The sequence below is a fragment of the Thalassomonas sp. M1454 genome (genome assembly GCF_007097525.1).
Classification (GTDB): Bacteria; Pseudomonadota; Gammaproteobacteria; order Enterobacterales; family Alteromonadaceae; genus Thalassotalea_A.
Genome location: NZ_VKDD01000006.1, coordinates 231,044 through 253,923, shown reverse-complemented (window position 1 = coordinate 253,923; position 22,880 = coordinate 231,044). Strand labels below are relative to the sequence as shown.

Below are 22,880 nucleotides of genomic sequence, written 5' to 3'. Positions count from 1 at the left end.
CGAGTTAATAAATGTTTAGTTTACATGCAAGTAAAGTTACTAGCCTGAAAAATGATGTATTGTCAGGTTTAACAGTAGCTCTAGCTCTTGTGCCAGAAGCGGTTGCCTTTGCTTTTGTGGCCGGAGTTGACCCTTTAGTGGGTTTATACGCAGCCTTTATGGTTGGTTTAATTACATCTGCTTTTGGTGGTCGTCCAGGTATGATCTCTGGTGCAACCGGAGCTATGGCTGTTGTAATGGTGTCGTTAGTGGCATTGCACGGGGTGCAATATTTATTTGCCGCCGTGGTGCTCACCGGTATTTTTCAAGTGATATTTGGTGTGTTCAAATTAGGTAAATTTATTCGCCTTGTACCACACCCAGTTATGCTTGGCTTTGTAAATGGTTTAGCGATTGTTATCTTCCTTGCTCAGCTTGGTCAATTTAAAGTTACTAATGCTGCAGGTGAGCTAGAGTGGATGACAGGTACCGCTATGTACACCATGGTTGGCCTAATCGCTTTAACAATGGCAATTATTCACTTTTTACCTAAGTTAACTAAAGCTGTGCCATCATCATTAGTTGCGATTATTGTAGTGACTGCAATCGTATTATTTACTGATATAGATTCTCGTACGGTTATAGATTATGTACGTGATATGACTGGTGATCCAACACGTACTTTAGCTGGTGGCTTACCGAGCTTTAATATTCCAGAGGTTCCATTTAATCTTGAAACTCTTATGATCATTTTACCATTTGCGTTAGTTTTAGCTGCGATTGGTTTAATTGAGTCACTATTAACTCTTACCCTGATTGATGAGTTAACCGAAACTCACGGCCAAGCGAACCGCGAATGTGTTGCCCAAGGTGCTGCTAATACAGTAAACGGTTTCTTTGGTGGTATGGGTGGTTGTGCCATGATTGGTCAATCAATGATTAATGTTAACTCGGGTGGTCGTGGCAGAGCATCGGGTATAACTGCTGCTTTAGCGTTACTAGGCTTCATATTATTTGCTTCAGGCTTAATTGAAATGATCCCATTAGCAGCATTAGTTGGGGTTATGTTTATTGTTGTGATCGGTACCTTTGAATGGTCTAGCCTACGTATTATGGGCAAGATACCTAAAGCTGATGCGTTTGTTATTATCCTAGTATCTGGTGTAACCGTTATTTCTGATTTAGCCGTAGCAGTAATTGTTGGTGTTATTGTTTCAGCACTAGTATTTGCTTGGCAACACGCGAAACACGTTATTGTAAATCGCTCTATCGATGAAAATGGCTCAACGGTTTACGAAGTTAATGGTCCGCTATTTTTTGGCGCAATTACTAGCTTCTTAGAGCAATTTCAGCCGCAAAACGATAGCCAAGACGTTATCGTTGAATTTAAAAACTCTCGCGTAGCTGACCATTCAGCGATTGAAGCGATTGATACACTAGCAGAGCGTTATAAGAGTCGAGGAAAAACATTGCATTTACGCCACCTTAGCCCTGAATGTCGTGTATTACTGACCAAAGCCGGTGACTTAGTTGAAGTTAACTACATTGAAGATCCACAATACCATGTAGCAACGGATAAGTTAGACTAAGCGCTAACAAAGAGTATTTAATTAAAAGGGGCTTGTTGCCCCTTTTCTATATCCGTAACCTGGATAATTTGCATAATAGACTAATTTAATTATATTCTAAGTGACTGCATTGGTATTTTGGCTGAACAATCTAAGGGGGATGAATGCAAGACTTACAATTTGATTTCTTTGACATTCCAAGCCCTTGTCGAGGTGTTTGCAAGTCAGATAATAAAGGTTATTGCCAAGGTTGCTTTCGTTCACGAGAGGAGCGCTTTGGTTGGAAAGAGCTTTCTAATAATGAAAAGCAGCGGGTGATTAAATTATGCCTGCAGCGAGAAAAGCGTCGAAATGCCCCAATAAAAGTTAAAGTAATTGAAGAAGAGCTTGATGACTTACAGCCGTCGCTTCTTGACCCGCCAACAGATAACAAAATTGACAATAAGCTCGATGACTTAGATTTTGAAGATTTTGAGTTATAACTTTTCTTTAATTAAGCCTAAATTTAAGCACTTTGCTTGATTTATAGGCATGCAAATTAATTTCATTAAAAATAGGTTGCTAAGCGCTAAAATGCCCGATATTATACGTTTTCTTCAGCACAACAGAGTTGTGACTTGAAGCCCCGATAGCTCAGTTGGTAGAGCAGCGGATTGAAAATCCGCGTGTCCCTGGTTCAAATCCGGGTCGGGGCACCATATTCTTAAAGCCCAATCTTATGATTGGGCTTTTTTTTTGTCTAAATTTTTCCTTTAGCACCGTTTCCACAAAATAAGAAAATTATTTTTTCTACTGATTACTAAAAAATCCATAATTTTCAGTGTTATAGATTTATTAACTAAGCCAGTTTTTTATCTATTAATATGTAACTTTTCGTTACTTTGTTATTAGCAGTTGTAAATTAAATTTAACCTGTTTATAGTACGTTTGTGTTATTAATTGAGCGATTGTTAATAAAATAAATAAAAATAAACAATCGATTTTTAAATAAAATTGTATGAATATCAACGAATTGGATGCGTTGTGTTGAGTTTTAATAGTTTGGCGTTGTAATTTGATTGTTAATGTAATGTTATCAAAACAAACAAGAAGGACCTCGTACCAGACGATGTTTTAAAGAGTTTAGGGGAAAAAATGAAATTAAGTAATAAAAAGTTAACTTGGAAGCAGTCTGCTTTAGCCGCTGCAGTATCAAGTGTCTTACTTTTGGCTGGTTGTGCTGGCGAAGATGGTTCTCAAGGTGCAAATGGCTTACCTGGTGTACAAGGTCCAGTCGGTCCAACTGGACCAGCTGGTGCTGGCGGTAGTGGTGAAGATGCAACAGCCTCAGCTGCTTTTGCATACACAACTTCTGATTTTGCTATTTATGAAGATGCAATCCTAGTTAGCGATTATTTTGCTGGTGAGTTAGAAGATGGTGCTGATATTACTGATGCAATCAACTTAGCTATCTTTGATTTAAAAGATGGCGAAACTTTAGTATTACCTCAAGGTCGTTTCTTCGTTTCCGATACTATTTTAGTTCAAAATAAGCGAAATATTACTTTCACTGGTTACGGTATCAATGAAACTCAATTAGATTTTAGTACTTCAACAGTATCAGATGATGCTGTTCGCTTTGAAGGTGGTTCAGACCTTGAAATCCGTGATTTCTCAGTATTTGAAGCCAACAAAAATGGTATCAAAATTGAAAAAGCAAATGGTGTTAAAATTGCTTATACCGGTGCTATTTGGGAAGGTGAGTTAGACTCAGGTAACGGTGCTTATGGTTTATACCCAGTAAGTAGCCAAAATGTTTTAATGGAATACAACTACGCGTACGGCTCTGCTGATGCAGGTATTTATGTTGGTCAAACAAGTAATATCGTTGTACGTCATAACATCGCTAAAAACAACGTAGCGGGTATTGAAATTGAAAACTCAACCAATGCTGATGTTTATAAAAACTTAGCTACAGGCAACACTGGCGGTATTTTAGTATTTGACTTACCTGGTCTTGAAAAAGCCTACGGCGGCAATGTCCGCGTATTCGATAATGACATGATTGCTAACAACACAAATAGTGTTGCTCCTAAAACATCTACTGTTGGTCTAGTTCCTCCGGGCACTGGCTTTTTAAACCTAGCAACATCAAGTGTTGAGGTTTACCACAACTACTTTAAAGACAACGAAACTGCCGCAATGGAAATTGTGAGCTACTTCATTGTTAACACTAATCTTGAAGATTACGCCGGTCGTTATGTTGAAACTATGATGTCAGGTTGGTCACCAAACTTTAAACTGAACTATATTCACGATAACGTAATTGAACGCACCGGTGCTGAGCCGCGCGGTCATATCTTAGATGATGATTTTGCTCCAGGATTCTCTATCACTAAAGGCTTCACTGGTATGACAGATGCATACATGGCTGCACTATACCCAATTGAGCGTACAGGTTATAAAATGCCAGCGATCTTATTTGACGGTATTGGTGAATACGTTGTAAATGAAACTGAAGAATTTAAACAACTTGAAGCGCTTAATGCTGACTTTAAACCTTACCCGGTTGAAGATGGTTTATGTTTAGATAACAACATTGATGGTAACTCTTCAGCTTCACATCAAGAATTCTATGGTGAAGGTGCTGTTGCTGGTCGTACAGCTGAAATTGCAGCTAGTGACAATGGTCCTCAAATTGGCATGGTTTTCCCATCGAGAGCTGCTCAAGCTGTTTTTGGTACTCAAGATGGCTTACCTGTGCCAACGTTTGAAATTTCAAATATTCATAGCAATACCAAATTTGCTTGTACTCAACCTCGTCTAGCTCCTGCTACGGTATCTTTCCGTGGTAAATCATACGGTTGTGACGGTGATGACAGAGCTTCATACTCTTGTAATTTATAAGAGCAGGTTAAATAGAAAATAATTAAAGGTGGGCACTGCCCACCTTATTTTTAGGCCCTATATTTGTTGCAAATATGTATGGGGTAGGTGACAAAAATGAAAAATATCAAGCAAGTAAAAATCATTTCATTAGCCGCAGTTTTTGCTGTTGCACTGACTGCATGTGGCGGCGATGGTGAAAGCATGCCTTTCCAAGACAAGCAAGTCGTTGATACTGATGGTGATGGCTATCATGATCATAATGATGCCTTTCCAAATGATGCAAGTGAGCAATTTGATTCTGATGGTGATGGTATTGGTGACAATGCTGATCCAACTCCTCATGGAGAGGAGTCAGAGGAACAACCTGAAGATGAAACTAACCCAGATGATGGTTCTTCAAATGAAGGTGCTGGCGGTCCAACAGGTAAGCCTGGTAACTGTGATGCGCAGACTTCAGGAGTTAACTGGGATGCGTTAATGACTGAGACATGTAAGGATTTATCGTCATACAACTTATTTAAAGATAGTAGCGATCCAACTGCTAACCCAAGTGCCGGTGGTGTTCCATTTGACTTAGCCGTGCCTTTATTTACCGATTATGCAACTAAATACCGTTATGCATTTATTCCTGAAGGTACAAAAGCTGTCTATAGTGAGCATGAAATTTTAGATTTCCCTGTTGGAACTGTACTCGTGAAAACATTTACTATGCCAGTTACAACAGCTGATCGTGATGGTGAAGAGTTAGTTATTGAAACTCGCTTATTAATACACCGTCAAGATGGTTGGACGGCATTACCTTATTACTGGGATCCAATTGAATCTGATGGCAGTAAAGCTGAATTAGCTATTACCGGTGCATCATTAGATGTTACTACAACGCATAAAGGTGAAATGATTGATTTTACTTACCAAGTACCGAAAGCTACTTCGTGTAATTCATGTCATCAGTTATTACCTGTATCACAAGGTTCGGATGATATTCGTCCAAACATTTTTATGCCTATTGGTCCTAAAGCTCGTTATTTAAATAAAGAGTTTGAATATGAAGATGGCACAACAGCGAATCAATTAGAGTATTGGCAAGAGCAGGGCTTTTTAACTGGCTTACCTGAAAGTGGTGTTGATGCATTAGAAAAAATCATGCTGTTTAAGGACAATACGGTACTTAGCCAATTATCTAATGAAGAAGTTGATGATGCTGCCCGCGCATACTTAGATATTAACTGTGCCCATTGTCATCGTTCTGAATTGAGTTTAGAAGATGCTGGAAAACCTAACTATGCAGGTGCTGCTGGTTATACTGGTTTGCAGTTAGAGTACAATCGTGATTACAGTGAACGCTCAGATCGATTTGGTGTATGTAAACTGCCAATTGCGAACCGTGATCCTGTGTCTCGTATTGATGAAGAAAGTGATTATGCTTTCGATCGTTTACTACCACAGTTCCCTAAAAACGTAACTTATGGTGTTGTACCTGGTAAGCCTGAAGAGTCTTATTTATTATTACGTATGACAACGGTTGATCCTAATCAACGTATGGCACCATTAGGACGCAGTACCCACCACATAGAAGGTGTTGAGTTAATCAAACAGTGGATCACTAACCTACCTAGTGAAACTTGCCCTGATTAAGCGTTAATACACTTAGTGAAAATCAAAACAGCCAACATTCGTGTTGGCTGTTTTTTTGTGCAATTTATCAAAGTAGCTAGTTTTATTTACAAAACAGTTTTTATTAACTATTTTAACAATATATTGGTTTTGAAACTTTAGGCTTAAAACGTTGCAAAAAATGCGCATTGGTTTCACCATTTTATTCTTCTTTTTATTACTGGCGGCAATGCTGTTATCTATTTATCATCCCGTATTTATTTTGTTAGCGATTGGCTTTGTATACCAAGTCTTTTATCTTATGTTTAACTTGGTTTTTAAATACTGCTTTGCCCGAGAACTTATTATCCCAGTACCAACAGCTGAAAAAAGATGGTTTGCTTGGTATGACTATCTTGGATTGCTAATTTTTTGTGTGTATTGGTTTTATGTGTTTAACGCACTAGGAGAGGTTGCCAATTGTTTAGCCGGGCGGCCTTATTGGGAAAGTATGTATATATTTTGCAGCTCAAATTAAATGTATTCGAGCTGCTATTGGCTTTGTTTATAACGCCAAATCGATGATCATTTCCGTCAACTCTTCCTTGTTGATGCTGTTGTCATGATTCTTATCAAACTTGTGGAAAATTGTTTCACACATGTTTAAGCCTTTTTGCTGAAGTAAGCAGTCAATTAACTCAACAAATTCAGAGCGATTAATTACGCCGTCTTTGTCTTCATCAAAAATTTCAAATAATTCGTCAACCCATTCTGTTATTTGCATCATATTATTCCTGTAATGTCTGCAATTGTTCTATCTGCTACTCTAATCCTCTTTTTTATAAAATGGAACAGAGAAATTGTAACTTTTGCTGTATTTGGCCAGAATTTATTGATTTTAACCCTGTAGCTATTTAAGACAAGGTTATCTTATAAAGTTCGCTGGCTTTTTACCTTCTATCCAATAAGTATAGAAGGCTGAAATAGTATTGCTACGTTTTTTCATACGGATCCAATGGCTAATAAAATGCTCAAAAGCAGCATCGTCCTGAGCTAAAGGAAAAGCAATGGCAACGGCGGGCATTTGCGGTTTAGGCAGCACCACTGAATATTCTGGATAAAGTAAAGTCCAGGCCGAGGCTCCGGCTGCGCCATAAAGCATAGCATCAATTTTTTCACCTTTTTCTTTAAAGAACAACCTAGGGGTAGAAAGCTCCCACACCACACTGTCAGGTAAATTCTTTTGTACACCTTGAGCATAAAAGTAAGCTTCAGGGATGCCTATCACTAAGTCTTTACGGCCGATTAAACTTTCCCATGTAGTAAAGTTTTGGCGAGCTTCATCTTTAACTAACAAAGCAGCATGTTCACTTATATAAGATTCGCTTAGGTTGTATTTGATCAAGTTAGCAGGAGTAATAGGGATGCCCGATACTATATCTAAATAACCACTATTAAGTAGTTCGTTGGTGCGGTTACGATAAATTTGTACAAATTCAATATCCACTCCTAATTCATATGCGAGTAGATGACCTAATTCGATATCCAGTCCAACCAATACTCCATCTTTATTATGAAAAGCATAGGGTAAGGAATCACGATAATAACCCATGCGCAGAAAACCACGATTTTGAATGTTAGTTAATGTGTCAGATGAATTTACTTCGGTATAGGCAAGCTCTGATGGCTCTTTTAAGTATCTCGCTTTGGCTGGTGGTAATAGTAAATCGCGATTAATAAACTTTTCATAGCCCTGGTATTGATGGCCAATTGAATCAAAACCAAAACTTAATACACTTAAAACCAGCGCAGTGCATAATGGCGCACCAAAACTAAATAATGCAAACGGCTTTAAATTAAATTTAACTTGTTTTAATACCATTAAAGTCACGAGTAAGCTAAATACCATAATAAACATGACTGATAGCAATGCGCCTAAACGTGAAATAATTAACTGTTCTGCAACGATAAATAGTTCAAACATACCGCCGGATACGTTAAAGCTTTCTAGTAAATTTGGTACCGCAATCATACTTGAGCCAAACAGTTGCATAACCCCCATCAGCATTAGTTTTGGGTAATCTGCTATGGCAACAGTTTCTCCTGAGAACCAACCGGCGAATAATACAAAGAATATAGCAAGCAGTTTTCCACCGACCGGTAAGCTAAAGCAAATAGGAACTAATATTGATGGAATGCGCTTTGCTGCAGTATTTATCTTGGCATAATCTTTTAACTGCTTACGCACATTTTCAACAATCAGTGGTAATACAACAAATAAACTGCCCGTAGCAAAAGCTGTAATTAACGGTGCTTTGGCTATGGTTAATAATTGCTTATAAGTTAAAGGGGTGATGATAGTTAGTATCATTGGCAATACGATAAAGCAGAGTAGGCCGACGATACTAGCAATGGTGACGATATAAACTAAAAGGCCTTCTAATTCTTCCGGAATTAAGGTTGCTGCAGCATTTAAAGAAATAGCAAATACACCAATAGGTGCTAGATACATAACGATGTTAGTAACAACAGATAATGCTTCTCTCATATCTTTAAACACATAAAGGCTGCGGCGTTTGTTTTCGACCCCAATAAAACCAATGCCAATAAATATACTAAATACCACAACCGCAGGAATAATTGACTCTGCATACGCATTGAAAGGGTTAGCAGGTAAAAATAGCTGTAATATATTTAACTCGGGTTTAGATTCTATGGCACTGGCACTATAAAATGCTGCAGCTGTCCAGTCTGGAAATGCGATAGGCGCTAGGAAAATAAAGAATAAAACGGTGAGTACTAAAAGCATAAAGCTTGCACTACCATACTTTAGTAATTGCTTGCTTTGTTGCCGACTCATTGAGCCAATGCCGTAAATTAATGAAACAGAAATATAAGGTAAAGCGGTCATTTGTAACAACATGACAAAGCCTTGACCAATAAGATCTATGATAGGTAAGGTAAATTGCGTGCTAAAGCCTATGATCAATCCTAAGATCATCGCAATGATTATTTTGTTGCCCAAGTGATTTCCTAAATGGCTTTTAAACTGTTTGATTACTATAAAAAATTATAGCTAAAATAATTTATTAACATGTGCATAATATACAGGTAAATGTTAATTTTAAGAAACGCAGATAATAAAAATAATAAATTATGTTTAATCAATCATTAAAAGAGCAAATAAAACCAATACTTTTTGTATTGCTACTTTCTGCCATCGGCTACTTATTAAACCTAACGCCAGTGCCCTTATTTGCCAATGTCTACTTGATCTTAGGTAATATCGCTTTTGTTATTGTGGCCATGCGCTTTGGCGTACTTTATACATTGTTCGCTGCTTTGATTGTGACATCATCTTTAATTTTTTCCGCAGGTCACCCATTTGGCTTTTTAATATTTGGCCTTGAAGCTATTTGTATTGCGTTCCTCAGAACTCGCGGTTGGTATGTACTTTATGGTGATCTGTTCTTTTGGATCTTTATCGGTACGCCTGTCACTATGGTGTTATTGTCTACTATGGCAGATATACCTTATCAACTTAAATTACTAATAATGGTGAAACAAGTTTTCAATGGTTTATTGTGCGCTTGTATTGCTGGCTTGCTTGTTTACTTTTTCTCAAAAACATTCTCATTTTCTTTTCGTCAACAGGCAACTAAAGTTCGTGGCTTAAAAGATCAAATAGTCTACGCTACTTCGCTTATCGTGATATTTTGTATTATGTCGACTTCACTTTTTGTTACTCATAAAGTACTAACATATCAACATGATACGGTGGAAAGTAACCTGATCGATGGCAAAAAGCATTTAGTTCATCGAACCAATGACTTTTTAAATATGTATGGTTTAGTGGTTAAGAATATTGCAAACGGATTAACTCTTAGCCCAGATATAAACCAGCAACAACAACTGACCCTAATTAGCCAGCAACGAAACGATTATCAATATATTGATGAAATTTTAATTGCCGCTGCAGATGGTACTATTCTTGTTTCAAATTCTAATGGCAATATAACTGCTGATAAATTAGTTAAAGCAAACGATAGCATTAAATCTCAGGCTAATTTTAAAGCAACTATAACAAGTAAAGATGGTGTTATTGCCAAAGGTATGAGTAATTCAGCGATTGCTGAACCAGTAATTTTAATAAGTTACCCGTATTTTACCGGGAGCGAATTAAAACAAGTTGCTGGTGTTGTACAAATATCAATAAAGTGGCTCTCTTTAGCTAAGCTTATGCCTGAGGGTATGTTGCAAGAGCTACATTATGTTATTACCGATGCAAATAACCAAATCATTTATGCAACACCTACCGTTCCTGTAGAATTAAATGATCATTTTAAATATCAAGAAAAGAAGGACTTAAGCTTTAAATCTACGGGCTTAGTTACTATTTCAACAGAAAGTGGCGAGTTAAAAAATGATTACTTTTTATCGCGGGGTAAATTAAGTAACGGTTGGAAAATTTATGTAATGCTTGATTCCGACAATGTTATTAGCCCGGTAGAAAGAGAGTATCTACTGCTCTTTGCGTTGTTAATTTTAGCGGTTTTAATTTCATTAGGTTTAGCTGAAAGAATTGGTATTCGTTTAACTAAGCCTTTAATGTTTATCTTAAAACAAATTAAATCGGTAGAAGCTAATAATATTCATGAGTTTAAGCCTCTGAGAAAAACTGCATCAATTGAGATAAGCTCCCTGTATGACGAGTTACAAGTAAGTAAAAAGCAAATCTTAAATCATCAACAAGAGCTAGAAAATCAAGTTGAGTTAAGAACCCAAGAGTTAGAGCTTGCTAATCAAAAGCTAACTAAACTTGCCGAAAAAGATGCCTTAACTAAGATTTATAATCGTGGCTATTTTGACCGTCAATTTTCATTTTTTCAAAAGCTCGCATATCGTAATAAACAAACTATTGCCGTTATTATGATTGATCTTGATAATTTTAAAGACATCAATGATTTACATGGTCATTTAGCCGGAGATAATTGTTTGCGCAAGGTTGCGCAAATCATGACCTCCGAATTTTGTCGTGAGACCGATGTTAATGCCCGCTACGGTGGTGAGGAATTTGTGATATTAATTACAGGGATTTCACCTCATAACCTTGATTATAAATTAGAAAGATTACGCCACCGCATTGAAAAATCGGTGATTTATACACCGGATGAAAAAATCATTCATATTAGCGCAAGCATCGGTGCTATTTTAGCTCCGGCTACATTTTCTAAAGATGTTTTAGATTGGGTTGAAATTGCAGATTCCTGCTTATACCAAGCTAAAAAAATGGGCCGTAATTTAGTGCAGATAAAAGATTTAACTGAACAAATCGATTCTCAAAGTGAAGAATCTCAACAAAAAGACTCTCAAATACGAGAGCAGCAAGCAATGGATATTTAATGATTATTGACGGTAAAATTGTTGCACAGGAATTGCGCAGCAAATTAAAATTACAAGTACAAGAGTTAAAAGCAAAACATAATATAACGCCCGGCCTAACGGTTGTTTTAGTTGGCGATGATCCTGCCAGCCATGTTTATGTGCGTAATAAAATAAAACAAACTACTGAAGTAGGCATGATCTCTAACGAGATCCGCTTAGCTGAAAAGACAACAGAGGAAGAGCTAATTGAGCTTTTGCATGGTTTAAATAATGATGATGATGTGCACGGTATTTTAGTGCAATTACCTCTACCTAAGCATATTAATGAACAAGCTATTATCACCAGTATTATTCCTGAAAAAGACGTAGATGGCTTTCATGCAATGAATTCTGGCCATTTACTTAATGGTGACGCCGAAGCGTTAGTTCCTTGTACGCCACAAGGTTGTGTGATTTTAGCTAAAAAACACCTAGGTAATGACTTATCAGGAAAGCATGCAGTTATTGTTGGTCGCTCTAATATTGTTGGTAAACCAGTGAGTTTACTTTTTTTACAAGAGAACTGTACTGTAACTGTTGCTCACTCTCGAAGCACCGACTTACCCGCACTTTGCAGGCAAGCCGATATTCTTGTTGCCGCAGTTGGCAGACCATTAATGATCAAAGCGGATTGGGTAAAGCCAGGAGCAACGGTTATTGATGTTGGTATTAATCATATAGAAGATGAGCAAGGTAAAGATAAACTCGTTGGTGATGTAGATTTTGCTGAGGTAAGTAAAGTTGCCTCAGGAATAACTCCAGTGCCAGGTGGTGTCGGGCCAATGACGATAGCTTGCTTGCTTAAAAATACCTTACGCGCGGCAAAGCAACACCTTTAGATAAAAACTAAAGGCCGGGCAAACTAAATAAAAAGCCGACGTTAAGTCGGCTTTATTCTTGTTCAGGTTTATTAGTTACAGACTAATAGTAGTATGTACTTTTTGACCTTCTTCGTGATCTGGTTCAAACCAGCGGGCTGTTACAGATTTAGTTTGAGTCCAAAACTTGGTTACTTCTTTACCATTTGGCCCTAAATCACCTAATTTAGAAGCGCGAGAGCCGGTAAATGAGAAGTAAGCTACAGGTACAGGAATTGGTACGTTAATACCAATTTGGCCGATATCAATTTCATTTTCATACTTGCGAGCAACATAACCAGATGAAGTAAAGATTGATGTACCGTTGCCGTTTGGATTGGCATTGATGATGGCAATGGCTTCATCTAGTGTATCAACTTCTAAAACACATAATGCTGGACCGAATATTTCTTGTGTATAAATGTCCATATCAGTAGTTACGCCCGAGAACATTGTTGGGCCAACAAAGTTACCTTTTTCAAAACCAGGCACAACAATATCTCTACCATCGACTAATAAGTTAGCACCTTGCTCAACACCTGAGTTTAAGATGTTAATAATACGCTGTTTAGCTTGTGGAGAAACAACAGGACCTAGGTCTGCATTTCTATTTGTGCCAGCGTCAACAACCATAGCTTTTGCACGCTCGGCAATTTCAGGTAACCAATTACGAGTTTCGCCAACTAAAATAGTTACCGGGTTCGCCATACAACGCTGACCCGCAGCACCAAATGCTGAACCTAATAAGTCATTAATCGCTCTGTCTTTGTTTGCATCAGGCATAATAACCATATGGTTTTTCGCGCCCATCATTGATTGCGCACGTTTACCATGCTGACTTGCCAAGTTGTATACATGAGTACCAACATGAGTAGAACCAATAAATGAAACGGCTTTAACGTCATCATGGCTACACAGGCGGTTAACCACATCTGGCCCGCCGTGAACAACGTTTAATACGCCGGCAGGGACACCTGCTTCAATAGCAAGTTCAGCCATAAGCATGGTAGATGATGGATCTTGTTCTGACGGCTTTAATACGAAAGTGTTACCACAAGCAATAGCAGGTGGGAACATAAATGATGGCAACATAACTGGGAAGTTAAAAGCTGTGATACCAGCGCCAACACCAAGTGGTTTATTTAATGTGTAAACATCAACACCTGTAGCTGCATTGTTTGACATTTCACCCATTTGCAAACGAGTAACTGAACAGGCATTTTCAACCGCTTCTAAAGCTCGGCCAACTTCACCTTCGGCATCAGGTAAAGTTTTACCATGCTCTAAAGTGATTAATTCGGCAATATCGCTAGTGCGCTCTTGTAGTAATTGCTGAAATTTAAGCATGATACGCATACGTTTGGTAACAGACGTTTTACTCCAGGTTTTAAATGCCTCGGCTGCGCTAGCAATAGCAGCATCAACTTCTTCAACTGTTGCCATAGGAACGCGTGCCACAACTTCTTGCGTTGCAGGGTTTAAAACGTCTAACCAAGTATCTGTTTTAGATCTGATTTTTTCACCATTGATTAGTAATGGAATTTCACGAATTGACATAATAGTAGCCTTTCATTTTGTATCGTTTGCTCAATGAGCATTTGTTTATTGCCCACAGAATAAATACTTAACTATTACTTCGCAAGATTGCATAGTGCAATGCGGTCTTGCATTTTTGCAAGACCGTTAAGTATTTGTTTGCTACACTATTAGGCTATGAATTGGGAAAGTTTAAAAATATTTTTAGAAGTTGCTAAAACACAACGTTTATCTACTGCTGCTAGAGCGCTTGGTATAGATTCTTCAACGGTATCTAGGCGTATTCATCAGTTAGAGGAATCGCTTGAAGTGCGCTTGTTTGAACGCAGTGTTGAGGGGCATTACCTTACTGAGCAAGGCGAGCTTTTATTTACTTCGGCGCTGGCGATGGAGCAGTCATTACAATCTTCTGTTGCATCTTTGCAAGGCTTGGATTTGGAAGAAAGTGGTAATGTTCGTATCGGCACTACTGAGGCTTTTGGTAGTTTTTTTGTTACACCAAACCTTTTTAAGTTCAATCACTTACACCCTAAAATAAGTGTAGATGTATTACCTTTACTAAGAAAAGTAAAGCTATATAAGCACGAAGCTGATATTGCTATTAGTATCGGCAAGCCACGAAATACGTCCATGGTTGTAGCTAAACTTTGTGACTATCGACTCAAGGTTTACGCAAGTAAAAAATATCTGGCTAATAATCCAGTCGCTGCAATAAATGATCTTAACAAGCATAATTGGATCAGCTATGTAGAGCATTTAGATTTTAGTGATCAATTAGAGTTTTTAAATGATATTGCTCCAGGGGTTACACCTGTACTTAGAAGTACTAGCGTTGTTGCTCAGTATATGGCGGTTAAAAATGATTTAGGCCTTGCTGTACTGCCATGCTTTTTGGCAAGCCAAGATAGTGAGCTCGAAGTGGTACTTGATAATAAGATAGATATCATTCGAGAGTTTTGGTTAATGACCCAACCTGATAGTAAACGAGTAAAGCGAGTGCAAATTCTTTGGGATTATCTAAAGCAATTAGTGCAAGACAAACAAGCCGTTTTACTCGACCATAATATAGCTGAAAATAAATAAAAAAGACTAAATAAGTATTGCGCTTATTTAGTCTTTGCTGAGTTGATAAATATGGATTTGATATTAGAAGCTAACCGTTACCTCAGCTGAACAATTATCAGTGCCTTGATCACACACTTTATATGTATATGTGCCATAAGTTCTGAAACTGTCTGTGTACATGCCATCATTGGCTGTTGTTGTTCTAAGGGCATTATCACGGTAAACATCAACGGAATTGGTTGCTGCTCCAGACCAAGTTAAGTCAACTTTGTTTCTACCCTTTGCACGGTAACCTTGCGCGTCTAAATTAATATCGCCTGCAGGTGGCTCAGTAACACCGCCGCCACAACCGTTAGCAGATAAATACTCACTCGCCGCTTTAGCTTTAACAATACCGTAGCCAAAGTTAACATCGTGACCAGGAGCACCTGAATCTTGAGCTGTAGCTTTAAGGGCTTCACGTATTTCAGTACCTGTACAATCGTTATGATTTGACCATACTAAGGCTGCAACACCGGCTACAGCAGGAGTTGCCATAGAGGTACCACTCATAAAGCCATAATCGCTAGTGCCAATGGCTATATCAATGGTACTAGCAGCTAATAGAGTGGAGCTGTCTTCTTGGCTTGCACCTACGGCCGGGATAGATGTTGCATTTGTTTCACCTAACGTACCGTAAAGCATACCTGGTTCGTTATTATAAATAACTGCGCCAACACCACCCGATAACTGACAGTTATTGACTTTGTCATGGAATGAAATATTACCACGGGCAATAACACAGATATTACCATTAGCACCAGAATCGATAGCCTCTGCAGTGCCCATAAAGTAAGTATTACCAGAAACACTACCTGAGTTTTCCATTGCCGATGATGCAACAAAACTTCCGTCTACAGTGAGTGATGCGCTAGTTGCCATATCAGCAGGGTAAGTTGATAAGGTATCAACACCACCTGCTGTTACCTCTACACATACTGTTTCATCGGTAACGGTTGTTTGGTTTTTACCGCGGCCGGTTGTAACAGTACATGATGGAAATTGTGAGAAATCGGCAATATTATTATCACCATCATTAGCACCTATCATCATTACTGATGGGTAACCAGCAGGGTAAGATCGTACATTGTTACCATCGTTACCGGCAGCAGCAACGACTAAACCACCGTTTTCGGTGAACGCTTTAAAAGCGTTTTCTTCAGCGCTATTTGCACCGCCGCCACCTAAGCTCATGTTAATTATGTTCGCCCCTGCATCTGCACATTTATCTGCTGCATAAGCTAAATCAGATGAGTAACCCCAACCATCAGCATTAAATACTTTGATAATATGCATTTGAACGCCAGGAGCCATACCGACAACACCTATATTGTTATCTGCCGCGCCAATTGTACCTGCAACATGAGTCCCGTGAGGTCCGCCATGTTCATCCCAATTACCCGTGCCAGAATCGTCATTACCAGTGATATTATTCCAAATAAAATCACTATTGTTTCGGTCAAGACCAGAGTCAATTACACACACTTTCATGCCTGCATTTGCATCAAAGCTTACTTGGTTCGCTTGTGATTGATATACGGCATAAGGTGTTAATTGCACCTTACTTGCATCTCCAGCGTCATCGTTAAATAAGGCTAACGGCATTCTGCGTTGATCTTCTTCAATCAACTTTACATGCGGGTTATTAAGCAAGCCTTTTACTGAGCTTAGATCTTTGCCCTTAAAACTTGCTGCAAAAAAGCCATTACCTTCAACATGTAATTCACCGCCAAGTTTTTTTGCTAAGGCTTTTACAATGCCTTTTTTGTTATTTTCAACTTGGATGATGTAACGATCGTCTGCTGCTTGTGCGCTAAAAGACGAAGTAATAGATACGGCCAAAGCCGTGGTTAGGAAATTTGATAATTTCAAAATGTAACTCCCAAATAATTATAGTTTTTATTTAAATATTGTTATGTCTATTAACTGATATTTCTGATGTAAATATTTTGTTAATAGATGTTTTTTTCAACTTCAGTGTAGGGAGAAAAATTAGAAAAAATAGAGGCTGCCTTAGAACAAAACAAAAACGCTTATAACTTAATGGAATTACTTGATTTTATTCACTTTTATTAAATATTCAAGGTGTGAAAAATTGCACAAAATTCTAATAAATATTCAAACGTATTGTTTTTATTTAGCTTTTTATTTTTGTTTGGATTTTAAGCCAAGACGTATAGATATCTATAATCTGTTAGCTATGCTTTTTAAGTGATTTTTTATTAAATTTGAAAAATGCTAAAAAGATCAAAAATGCCATAAAAAAACGGAAAAATAATTTATTTTTCCGTTTTTATTTTGTTGTCATTAGTGAAATTAGTTTTTTAGAGAGCTCATTTGTTGATAATGAAAATTCATAAAATCTTGAGTGATTCTTTGTTCTAAAGATACAGCTTGCTCAGTTGGACAAAATAAGATGATGGTGAACTTTACGTCACCTAGTTTAGTGGTGGTAATCCGAATATAAGGCTCTTCACCAGGTAAATCCACACCAAGGCGTTTTTCAATAACATAGTTATAACGCTTACCAACTTCAATAAAATCTTGAGTGTATTCGTTCATTTTATTGAATATATGCTCTCTCGCTTCAAATACGTTAATAGCGCCATCAGTAGTTATAGAAAATGTATGGTAAACGTAGCGCTTCATAAAATTCATATTTTTAACTGTATGAGTTAAAAACTGACTATTAGGGATAGTTACTGTTTTCCCCGTATAGTTGTAATTGTTATTTTCAAAATCGATTTCTTGTAAGCTTGTTGAAAGTAAATTGTGCTCGATTACTTCACCATAATTATCACCAGCACGGATCCAGTCACCAATAATAAAGGCATTTGATGTTGCTCGAAGAATAGAGCCACTTATACATAAAATTAATTCTTTTGATGCAATTACAATTGCGACAGCAACTGCGGCAATAGAGAAGGCAAACTTTTCTAACTCTATCCACCATAAACTTAATAATAATACGATGATAAACATCACCGACATATTCTTGGTACGAGATATCCAAGTACGATGTTTCTCATTTAAAAAGTCATGATCTTTTCTAATAAGGCGAACGATTTGATGACTTATAAACTGCAAAAATATCACGATAACAAGCGATAAAATTATCTTGTTAGTTGCGATAACTGAAAATTGTTGGGTCATTTCGTCCATTGAGGTACTCAGTAAAGATTATATTTATCGTTTTAATTTTAGCTTAGATTACAAAAACTAAATATTAATAAAGTGTTAAAACCTGTTCACTTTTAAAACAATTTGTAAAAAAGTGTTGTGCTTTTGTATCAATGTTTTTCGCTTTTAGAGTTTTAGCTCTTGTAAAAGGTTTGTTACTTAAGTATAAAAGATGGGTTGATAAAAAAAATAATTAAATACAAACAATAAGAATTACAAACAAATAATAAAAATTGTTAAATAAATTAGGGAGAAAAAAATGAATACTAAATTTCCATTAGGACATTTAGCCATTGCTGTAGGCTTAGCATTAGGCAGCACACAAGCATTTGCTGCAGAAGAAAATTCTGCGCCAGCCGCAGATGAAAACATTGAACAAATCGTCGTTGTTGGTTCACGTGCGGCACCTCGCTCTGTTGCCGATTCACCAGTTCCTGTAGATGTTATCGATGGCGATGAATTAGCCAAATCTGGCGGTAGCGACATGCTAGACATGTTAGTTAGCTCGATTCCTTCATTTAACGTACGTCAGCAGCCAATTTCGGATGCGGCAACACTAATTAAGCCAGTTAACTTACGTGGTTTATCTTCAGATTCAACATTAGTGTTAGTTAATGGCAAGCGTCGTCACCGAGCATCTGTTATTGCATTCCAAGGTGGTGGTGTAAACGATGGTGCTCAAGGTCCTGATATTTCAGTTATTCCTTCAGTTGCATTAAAGCAAGTAGAAGTTCTTCGTGACGGTGCAGCAGCTCAGTACGGTTCAGATGCTATTGCTGGTGTAATGAACTTCGTATTAAAAGATGATCGCGATGGCGGCTCAATCTCTGTTAAAGCTGGTGAATATTCTGAAGGTGATGGTGGTTTAACTATCGTTGACGGTAACATAGGCTTACCATTTACAGATGATGGTTTTGCTAACTTTAGTTTCCAACTTAAAAATGCAGATGCGACAAGTCGTTCTGTACAACGTCCAGATGCAGCTGCATTAGCTGAAGCTGGCAACACACATATTCAAAACCCAGCACAAATTTGGGGTAACCCAGAAATTGAAGACGACATTACTGTATTTGGTAACATTGGTCTTGATTTAGGTGACGATAAAGAATTTTACATGTTTGGTAACTATTCTGAGCGTGATGTAACGGGTGGCTTCTATTACCGTAACCCGCATACTCGTGGTGCTGTTTATTCAGCCGATGGAGGTGAAACTTTATTAGTGGGTGATGTTGGTTTAGCAAATGGTGATGCAGCGAGTTGTGCTACAGTACCTGCAAATGTTCCTAATGTTTTAGATACTCCAGAGTATCAAGCTATGGTTGCTGATCCAAACTGTTTCTCAATGAACCAAATCTTCCCAGGCGGTTATACACCAGCTTTCGGTGGTAATATCACTGATACTTCATTAACAATGGGGACTAAAGGTGATATAAAAACTGGTTTACTAGCTGATTGGTATTTTGATCTTAGTGGCTCAGTGGGTCGTAGTGAATCTTCATTTAATTTAGATAATACCTTGAACCCTTCTTTAGGTTTAGACACGCCAACCACTTTTGAAACGGGTAAGTATATTCAACTTGAAAAAACGTTTAACTTCGATTTAGTTCGCGGTTTTGATATTGGTATGTACGATGACTTAAATTTTGCTGCTGGTTATGAATGGCGTGAAGAGTCTTTTGAAATTGTTGCAGGTGAAGAAGCTTCATGGAAAGCCGGTCCTTATGCAGATCAAGGCTTTAACATCGGCTCACACGGTTTTAAAGGTTTCGGCCCTGAAACAGCAGGTGAAAACGTTCGTCGTAACTACGCTCTTTATGTAGATCTTGAAGCCCCTGTTACTGAAAACTTATTATTAGGTGCAGCTGTTCGTTACGAAGACTTCAATACATTTGGTGATACAACCGATTATAAATTAACAGCTCAATACTCTTTAACTGATAATTTATCATTCCGTGCATCACACTCTACAGGTTTCCGTGCACCTACTGTTGGTCAAGCAAACGTTGTTAATACGCAGACATCAATTGTAAATGGTAACTTAATTCAAACATTCCTAGCTCCACCTACAGATCCTTTATCAGCTTACTATGGCGGTGAAGAGTTAACACCAGAAGAGTCTGTTAGTTTTGCTGCAGGTATGGTTTATCAAAATGGTGACTTCTTCTTAACAGTAGATGCGTACTCAATTGAAGTTACAGATCGCCTTGCACAATCAAGTCAAATTGATGTGTTGCCAGAAGATCACCAGAACCTTCGTGATTTAGGTGTACAAAACCCTGAGTTAATTTCAGGTGTTACTTACTTTGCTAATGATTTTGATACAACAACTGAAGGTTTAGATATTGTTGCCAACTACTCTATGCAATTAATGGGTGGCGATACAGGTTTCAGTGCAGCTTATAACTTTAATGAAACAACTGTTGATTCTTGGAACCCTGATACTGTATCTGACGGTAAAATCCGTCGCTTAGAGGAAGGAATGCCTGATCATCGTGCAACATTCACTGTTTCACAAACGTGGGATAAAGTAGGATTATTTGTACGTGCTAACTACTTTGGTGAGTACTATGCTACCCATGCTGATGATACATCTGATTGGGGTTCTGAAGTTGCTGATGCGGCAATTACTTTTGACGCCGAAGTTAGCTACTACTTAAATGAAAGCATCACGCTTTCTGCGGGTGGTAATAATTTACTTGATCAAGAAGCTGAGAAGCTAAATGACCAAGCTGCAGGCGTATTAGGCGGTATTTACTACGAAAGTGGTCCATTTGATTACAATGGTGCTTTCTACTACGTAAAAGCTACTTATAACTTCTAATTTAATTTAGTAAATTAATAAAAAAACCACATCAAAATGATGTGGTTTTTTATTGCTTAATTAATAGAAATAGATGATGATTTCTATTAATTTCCTATCATCCTAAAGCTATTTTTATTTATGTCGAGTGCAATTTTAGCAAAGCAATATTTACAGCAAGGCAAATATAAACAAGCCGAGCAAGTTTATCGACAGCTTATCGAAATAAATAAGCAAGACGTAAATGCTATTTGGGGCTTGGGCGAAGTTGCGTATTATTTAAATAGCTTTAAACAGGCATATAACTTATTTGTAAGATGCTTATCTATAGAGCCTAATCAGCCTACAGTTTATTTATCACTTGCTAATGCCTGTATCCGTTTACAAAAGTTAGATAAAGCCGAACAGGCGTTGAAGTTTGCCTATCAAATAAATACTAAATCGATTAATACATTAATAGCATTAGCTGTGTTTTATTGTGAGCAAAATCAGCTAGATGAAAGCCAAAAATATATAGAACAATTACAAGTCGCAGAGCCTTTAAATATTAGAGCGTTTGCATTACTTGTGCGTATGGGGAGGCTTTGTTTAGGCAATAAAAAGGATCAAACTTATCTTGGGTCAATGCTTGCAAAGTTAACAAGCAAAAAAAGCGAGATTAGCTGTGAGAATAAAGCTCTACTGCTATATGGATTTGCCGAACTCAACCATAAAGCAAAGCAATACCAACAGGCATTTAGCTACTTTTATGATGCCAATAAATTACAACGGCAGCAGATAAATTTCTCGGTTAAAGACATGCAGCCATATTTTAACTCTTTGCTATCTACTTTTAATAAACCTTTATTAGACAATTCTTTAGCTACTGATGTGCAGCCGACCTTAACTCCTATCTTTATCTTAGGGCAACCCCGCTCAGGCTCTACCTTACTGGAGCAGATGTTACTTGGAAACCCGTTAATTGCTAGTGCTGGAGAAATGTCTCTGATGGCAGGTTCAATAGCTGATGGTATTGTTGGCTTAACCGGAGAGCACTTTCCACATGGTTGCGCTAAACTGACTTCTCAACACCGGCATAAATTAGCTCAATATTATCTAAACCAATTGCAAACTATAGCCCCTAGTTCAAATTATATTATTGATAAAATGCCGAGTAATTATCAGTCTATTGGCTTGATAAAAATGTTAATGCCGCATGCGAAAGTGATTCACATTAGTCGTGATCATCTAGATGTTAATTGGTCTATTTTTCGCAATAATTTCGCTGAGCCAGAGCCATACTTTTGTTCATTAGCTGAAATCACTGAATATCAAGAAAGCTATCAAAAAGTTATGCAACATTGGAATAATTTAATTCCCGAGTTTGTATATAACGTACGCTATGAAGAGTTGGTGGAAAATCCACAAATAGAACTAGAAAAATTATTCAATTTTTTAAATCTGGAACTGCACGCTGAATGTATGTCTTTTGAAGGTAGTAGTCGTTACATAGGCACGCTTAGCGACATACAATTACGTCAAGGATTACAATCAAAGTTTCAAAGGCAGTGGCAACCTTATAAACAATACCTTAAGCCATATTGGCCAGAATTAGCTTAATTAAGTGATTTGCTTTTAAATATCCCACTCATCTTCGTCGAGTAATTCTTTTAGGCGTTTTTTCTCTAATAGTTCATCAATGCGTTTGCGTGTTTTCGCGCTATCTTGAGTTGCTGAATCAGATTCATTTTGCTCGCTGATGTTTTCATTAAAACTATGCTCGCCTATGCTGTTTTCAGCATCTTCAATAATTTTACTTGTTGGCATAACTACTTCCTAAATATTGAACTTTATCTGGCTACACACCTTGTGAGTTGTAACAACTTTGCGTGTAAAATATATGTGAAAAATAGGCAAAAAAAACGATCTGGTCAATCAAAAAAATGTATTAAATCTTTATCAAAAGTAACCTAGATGTTAAAAATAATATTT

15 protein-coding genes and 1 tRNA gene are annotated in these 22,880 nt (G+C 37.5%); 10 read left to right on the top strand and 6 right to left on the bottom strand.

The features are described 5' to 3' along the window. Positions 1-11 precede the first annotated feature (11 nt). The 5 genes from FNN08_RS13755 to FNN08_RS13735 all read left to right on the top strand — a co-directional run bounded on the left by FNN08_RS13755 (position 12) and on the right by FNN08_RS13735 (position 6,050). Entirely contained in the window at positions 12-1,568 is a 1,557-nt protein-coding gene (locus FNN08_RS13755) for a SulP family inorganic anion transporter (protein WP_143586747.1), read from the top strand. Positions 1,569-1,711: 143 nt separating this feature from the next. Continuing rightward, positions 1,712-2,029, top strand: a complete 318-nt coding sequence (locus tag FNN08_RS13750) for a DUF1289 domain-containing protein (protein ID WP_143586745.1) — start codon at positions 1,712-1,714, stop codon at positions 2,027-2,029. A gap of 140 nt (positions 2,030-2,169) precedes the next feature. Further along, a tRNA-Phe gene (locus tag FNN08_RS13745) sits at positions 2,170-2,245 on the top strand. A 436-nt stretch (positions 2,246-2,681) separates the two neighbouring features. Further along, positions 2,682-4,433: a parallel beta-helix domain-containing protein gene (locus FNN08_RS13740; protein ID WP_143586743.1), complete on the top strand. Its 1,752-nt coding sequence runs from the start codon at positions 2,682-2,684 to the stop codon at positions 4,431-4,433. A gap of 96 nt (positions 4,434-4,529) precedes the next feature. Next, positions 4,530-6,050 (top strand): hypothetical protein, encoded by a 1,521-nt coding sequence (locus FNN08_RS13735; RefSeq protein ID WP_143586741.1) that lies wholly within the window; start codon positions 4,530-4,532, stop codon positions 6,048-6,050. A gap of 523 nt (positions 6,051-6,573) precedes the next feature. Here the strand turns inward: FNN08_RS13735 and FNN08_RS13730 are convergent. Further along, positions 6,574-6,795 carry an EF-hand domain-containing protein gene (locus FNN08_RS13730; protein WP_260679355.1) on the bottom strand — a complete coding sequence of 74 codons (222 nt, stop codon included), beginning with the start codon at positions 6,793-6,795 and terminating at the stop codon, positions 6,574-6,576. Between the two features lie 138 nt (positions 6,796-6,933). Beyond that, the gene (locus tag FNN08_RS13725) at positions 6,934-9,033 is read right to left on the bottom strand and encodes a cation:dicarboxylate symporter family transporter (protein WP_143586739.1); all 2,100 of its coding nucleotides are present in this window, start codon (positions 9,031-9,033) and stop codon (positions 6,934-6,936) included. Positions 9,034-9,164: 131 nt separating this feature from the next. On the opposite strand from FNN08_RS13725, the gene FNN08_RS13720 reads away from it, so the two are divergent. Next, positions 9,165-11,411, top strand: a complete 2,247-nt coding sequence (locus tag FNN08_RS13720) for a diguanylate cyclase (RefSeq protein ID WP_143586737.1) — start codon at positions 9,165-9,167, stop codon at positions 11,409-11,411. Next, the gene (gene folD, locus FNN08_RS13715; protein WP_143586735.1) at positions 11,411-12,271 is read left to right on the top strand and encodes a bifunctional methylenetetrahydrofolate dehydrogenase/methenyltetrahydrofolate cyclohydrolase FolD; all 861 of its coding nucleotides are present in this window, start codon (positions 11,411-11,413) and stop codon (positions 12,269-12,271) included. The genes FNN08_RS13720 and folD overlap by 1 nt, the downstream gene beginning before the upstream one ends. A gap of 75 nt (positions 12,272-12,346) precedes the next feature. Here the strand turns inward: folD and FNN08_RS13710 are convergent, their stop codons facing one another. Further along, on the bottom strand, positions 12,347-13,846 hold the full coding sequence (locus FNN08_RS13710; protein WP_143586733.1) for a CoA-acylating methylmalonate-semialdehyde dehydrogenase: 1,500 nt from the start codon (positions 13,844-13,846) through the stop codon (positions 12,347-12,349). Between the two features lie 156 nt (positions 13,847-14,002). Here FNN08_RS13710 and FNN08_RS13705 point away from each other — a divergent pair, with 156 nt between their 5' ends. Further along, the gene (locus FNN08_RS13705) at positions 14,003-14,908 is read left to right on the top strand and encodes a LysR family transcriptional regulator (protein WP_143586731.1); all 906 of its coding nucleotides are present in this window, start codon (positions 14,003-14,005) and stop codon (positions 14,906-14,908) included. 63 nt (positions 14,909-14,971) lie between these two features. Here FNN08_RS13705 and FNN08_RS13700 read toward each other — a convergent pair whose 3' ends face one another. Both FNN08_RS13700 and FNN08_RS13695 read right to left on the bottom strand, forming a co-directional pair. Next, positions 14,972-16,801, bottom strand: coding sequence for a S8 family serine peptidase (locus FNN08_RS13700; protein WP_143586729.1), 1,830 nt, complete (start codon positions 16,799-16,801; stop codon positions 14,972-14,974). 444 nt (positions 16,802-17,245) lie between these two features. Beyond that, positions 17,246-18,091: a mechanosensitive ion channel family protein gene (locus FNN08_RS13695; RefSeq protein ID WP_143586727.1), complete on the bottom strand. Its 846-nt coding sequence runs from the start codon at positions 18,089-18,091 to the stop codon at positions 17,246-17,248. Positions 18,092-18,368: 277 nt separating this feature from the next. On the opposite strand from FNN08_RS13695, the gene FNN08_RS13690 reads away from it, so the two are divergent. Next, the gene (locus tag FNN08_RS13690; protein ID WP_143586725.1) at positions 18,369-20,930 is read left to right on the top strand and encodes a TonB-dependent receptor plug domain-containing protein; all 2,562 of its coding nucleotides are present in this window, start codon (positions 18,369-18,371) and stop codon (positions 20,928-20,930) included. Between the two features lie 120 nt (positions 20,931-21,050). Continuing rightward, positions 21,051-22,508 (top strand): tetratricopeptide repeat-containing sulfotransferase family protein, encoded by a 1,458-nt coding sequence (locus FNN08_RS13685; protein WP_143586723.1) that lies wholly within the window; start codon positions 21,051-21,053, stop codon positions 22,506-22,508. Between the two features lie 15 nt (positions 22,509-22,523). Here FNN08_RS13685 and FNN08_RS13680 read toward each other — a convergent pair whose 3' ends face one another. Continuing rightward, positions 22,524-22,715 (bottom strand): PA3496 family putative envelope integrity protein, encoded by a 192-nt coding sequence (locus FNN08_RS13680; RefSeq protein ID WP_143586721.1) that lies wholly within the window; start codon positions 22,713-22,715, stop codon positions 22,524-22,526. Positions 22,716-22,880 lie beyond the last annotated feature (165 nt).

Excerpts from the sequence above, each read along its gene's own strand:
- FNN08_RS13720 (WP_143586737.1), top strand. The coding sequence starts at position 9,165 with ATGTTTAATCAATCATTAAAAGAGCAAATAAAACCAATACTTTTTGTA.
- FNN08_RS13730 (WP_260679355.1), bottom strand. The coding sequence starts at position 6,795 with ATGATGCAAATAACAGAATGGGTTGACGAATTATTTGAAATTTTTGAT.
- FNN08_RS13740 (WP_143586743.1), top strand. The coding sequence starts at position 2,682 with ATGAAATTAAGTAATAAAAAGTTAACTTGGAAGCAGTCTGCTTTAGCC.
- FNN08_RS13755 (WP_143586747.1), top strand. The coding sequence starts at position 12 with ATGTTTAGTTTACATGCAAGTAAAGTTACTAGCCTGAAAAATGATGTA.
- FNN08_RS13685 (WP_143586723.1), top strand. The coding sequence starts at position 21,051 with ATGTCGAGTGCAATTTTAGCAAAGCAATATTTACAGCAAGGCAAATAT.
- FNN08_RS13680 (WP_143586721.1), bottom strand. The coding sequence starts at position 22,715 with ATGCCAACAAGTAAAATTATTGAAGATGCTGAAAACAGCATAGGCGAG.
- FNN08_RS13710 (WP_143586733.1), bottom strand. The coding sequence starts at position 13,846 with ATGTCAATTCGTGAAATTCCATTACTAATCAATGGTGAAAAAATCAGA.
- FNN08_RS13750 (WP_143586745.1), top strand. The coding sequence starts at position 1,712 with ATGCAAGACTTACAATTTGATTTCTTTGACATTCCAAGCCCTTGTCGA.
- FNN08_RS13695 (WP_143586727.1), bottom strand. The coding sequence starts at position 18,091 with ATGGACGAAATGACCCAACAATTTTCAGTTATCGCAACTAACAAGATA.
- FNN08_RS13735 (WP_143586741.1), top strand. The coding sequence starts at position 4,530 with ATGAAAAATATCAAGCAAGTAAAAATCATTTCATTAGCCGCAGTTTTT.
- FNN08_RS13705 (WP_143586731.1), top strand. The coding sequence starts at position 14,003 with ATGAATTGGGAAAGTTTAAAAATATTTTTAGAAGTTGCTAAAACACAA.
- folD (WP_143586735.1), top strand. The coding sequence starts at position 11,411 with ATGATTATTGACGGTAAAATTGTTGCACAGGAATTGCGCAGCAAATTA.
- FNN08_RS13690 (WP_143586725.1), top strand. The coding sequence starts at position 18,369 with ATGAATACTAAATTTCCATTAGGACATTTAGCCATTGCTGTAGGCTTA.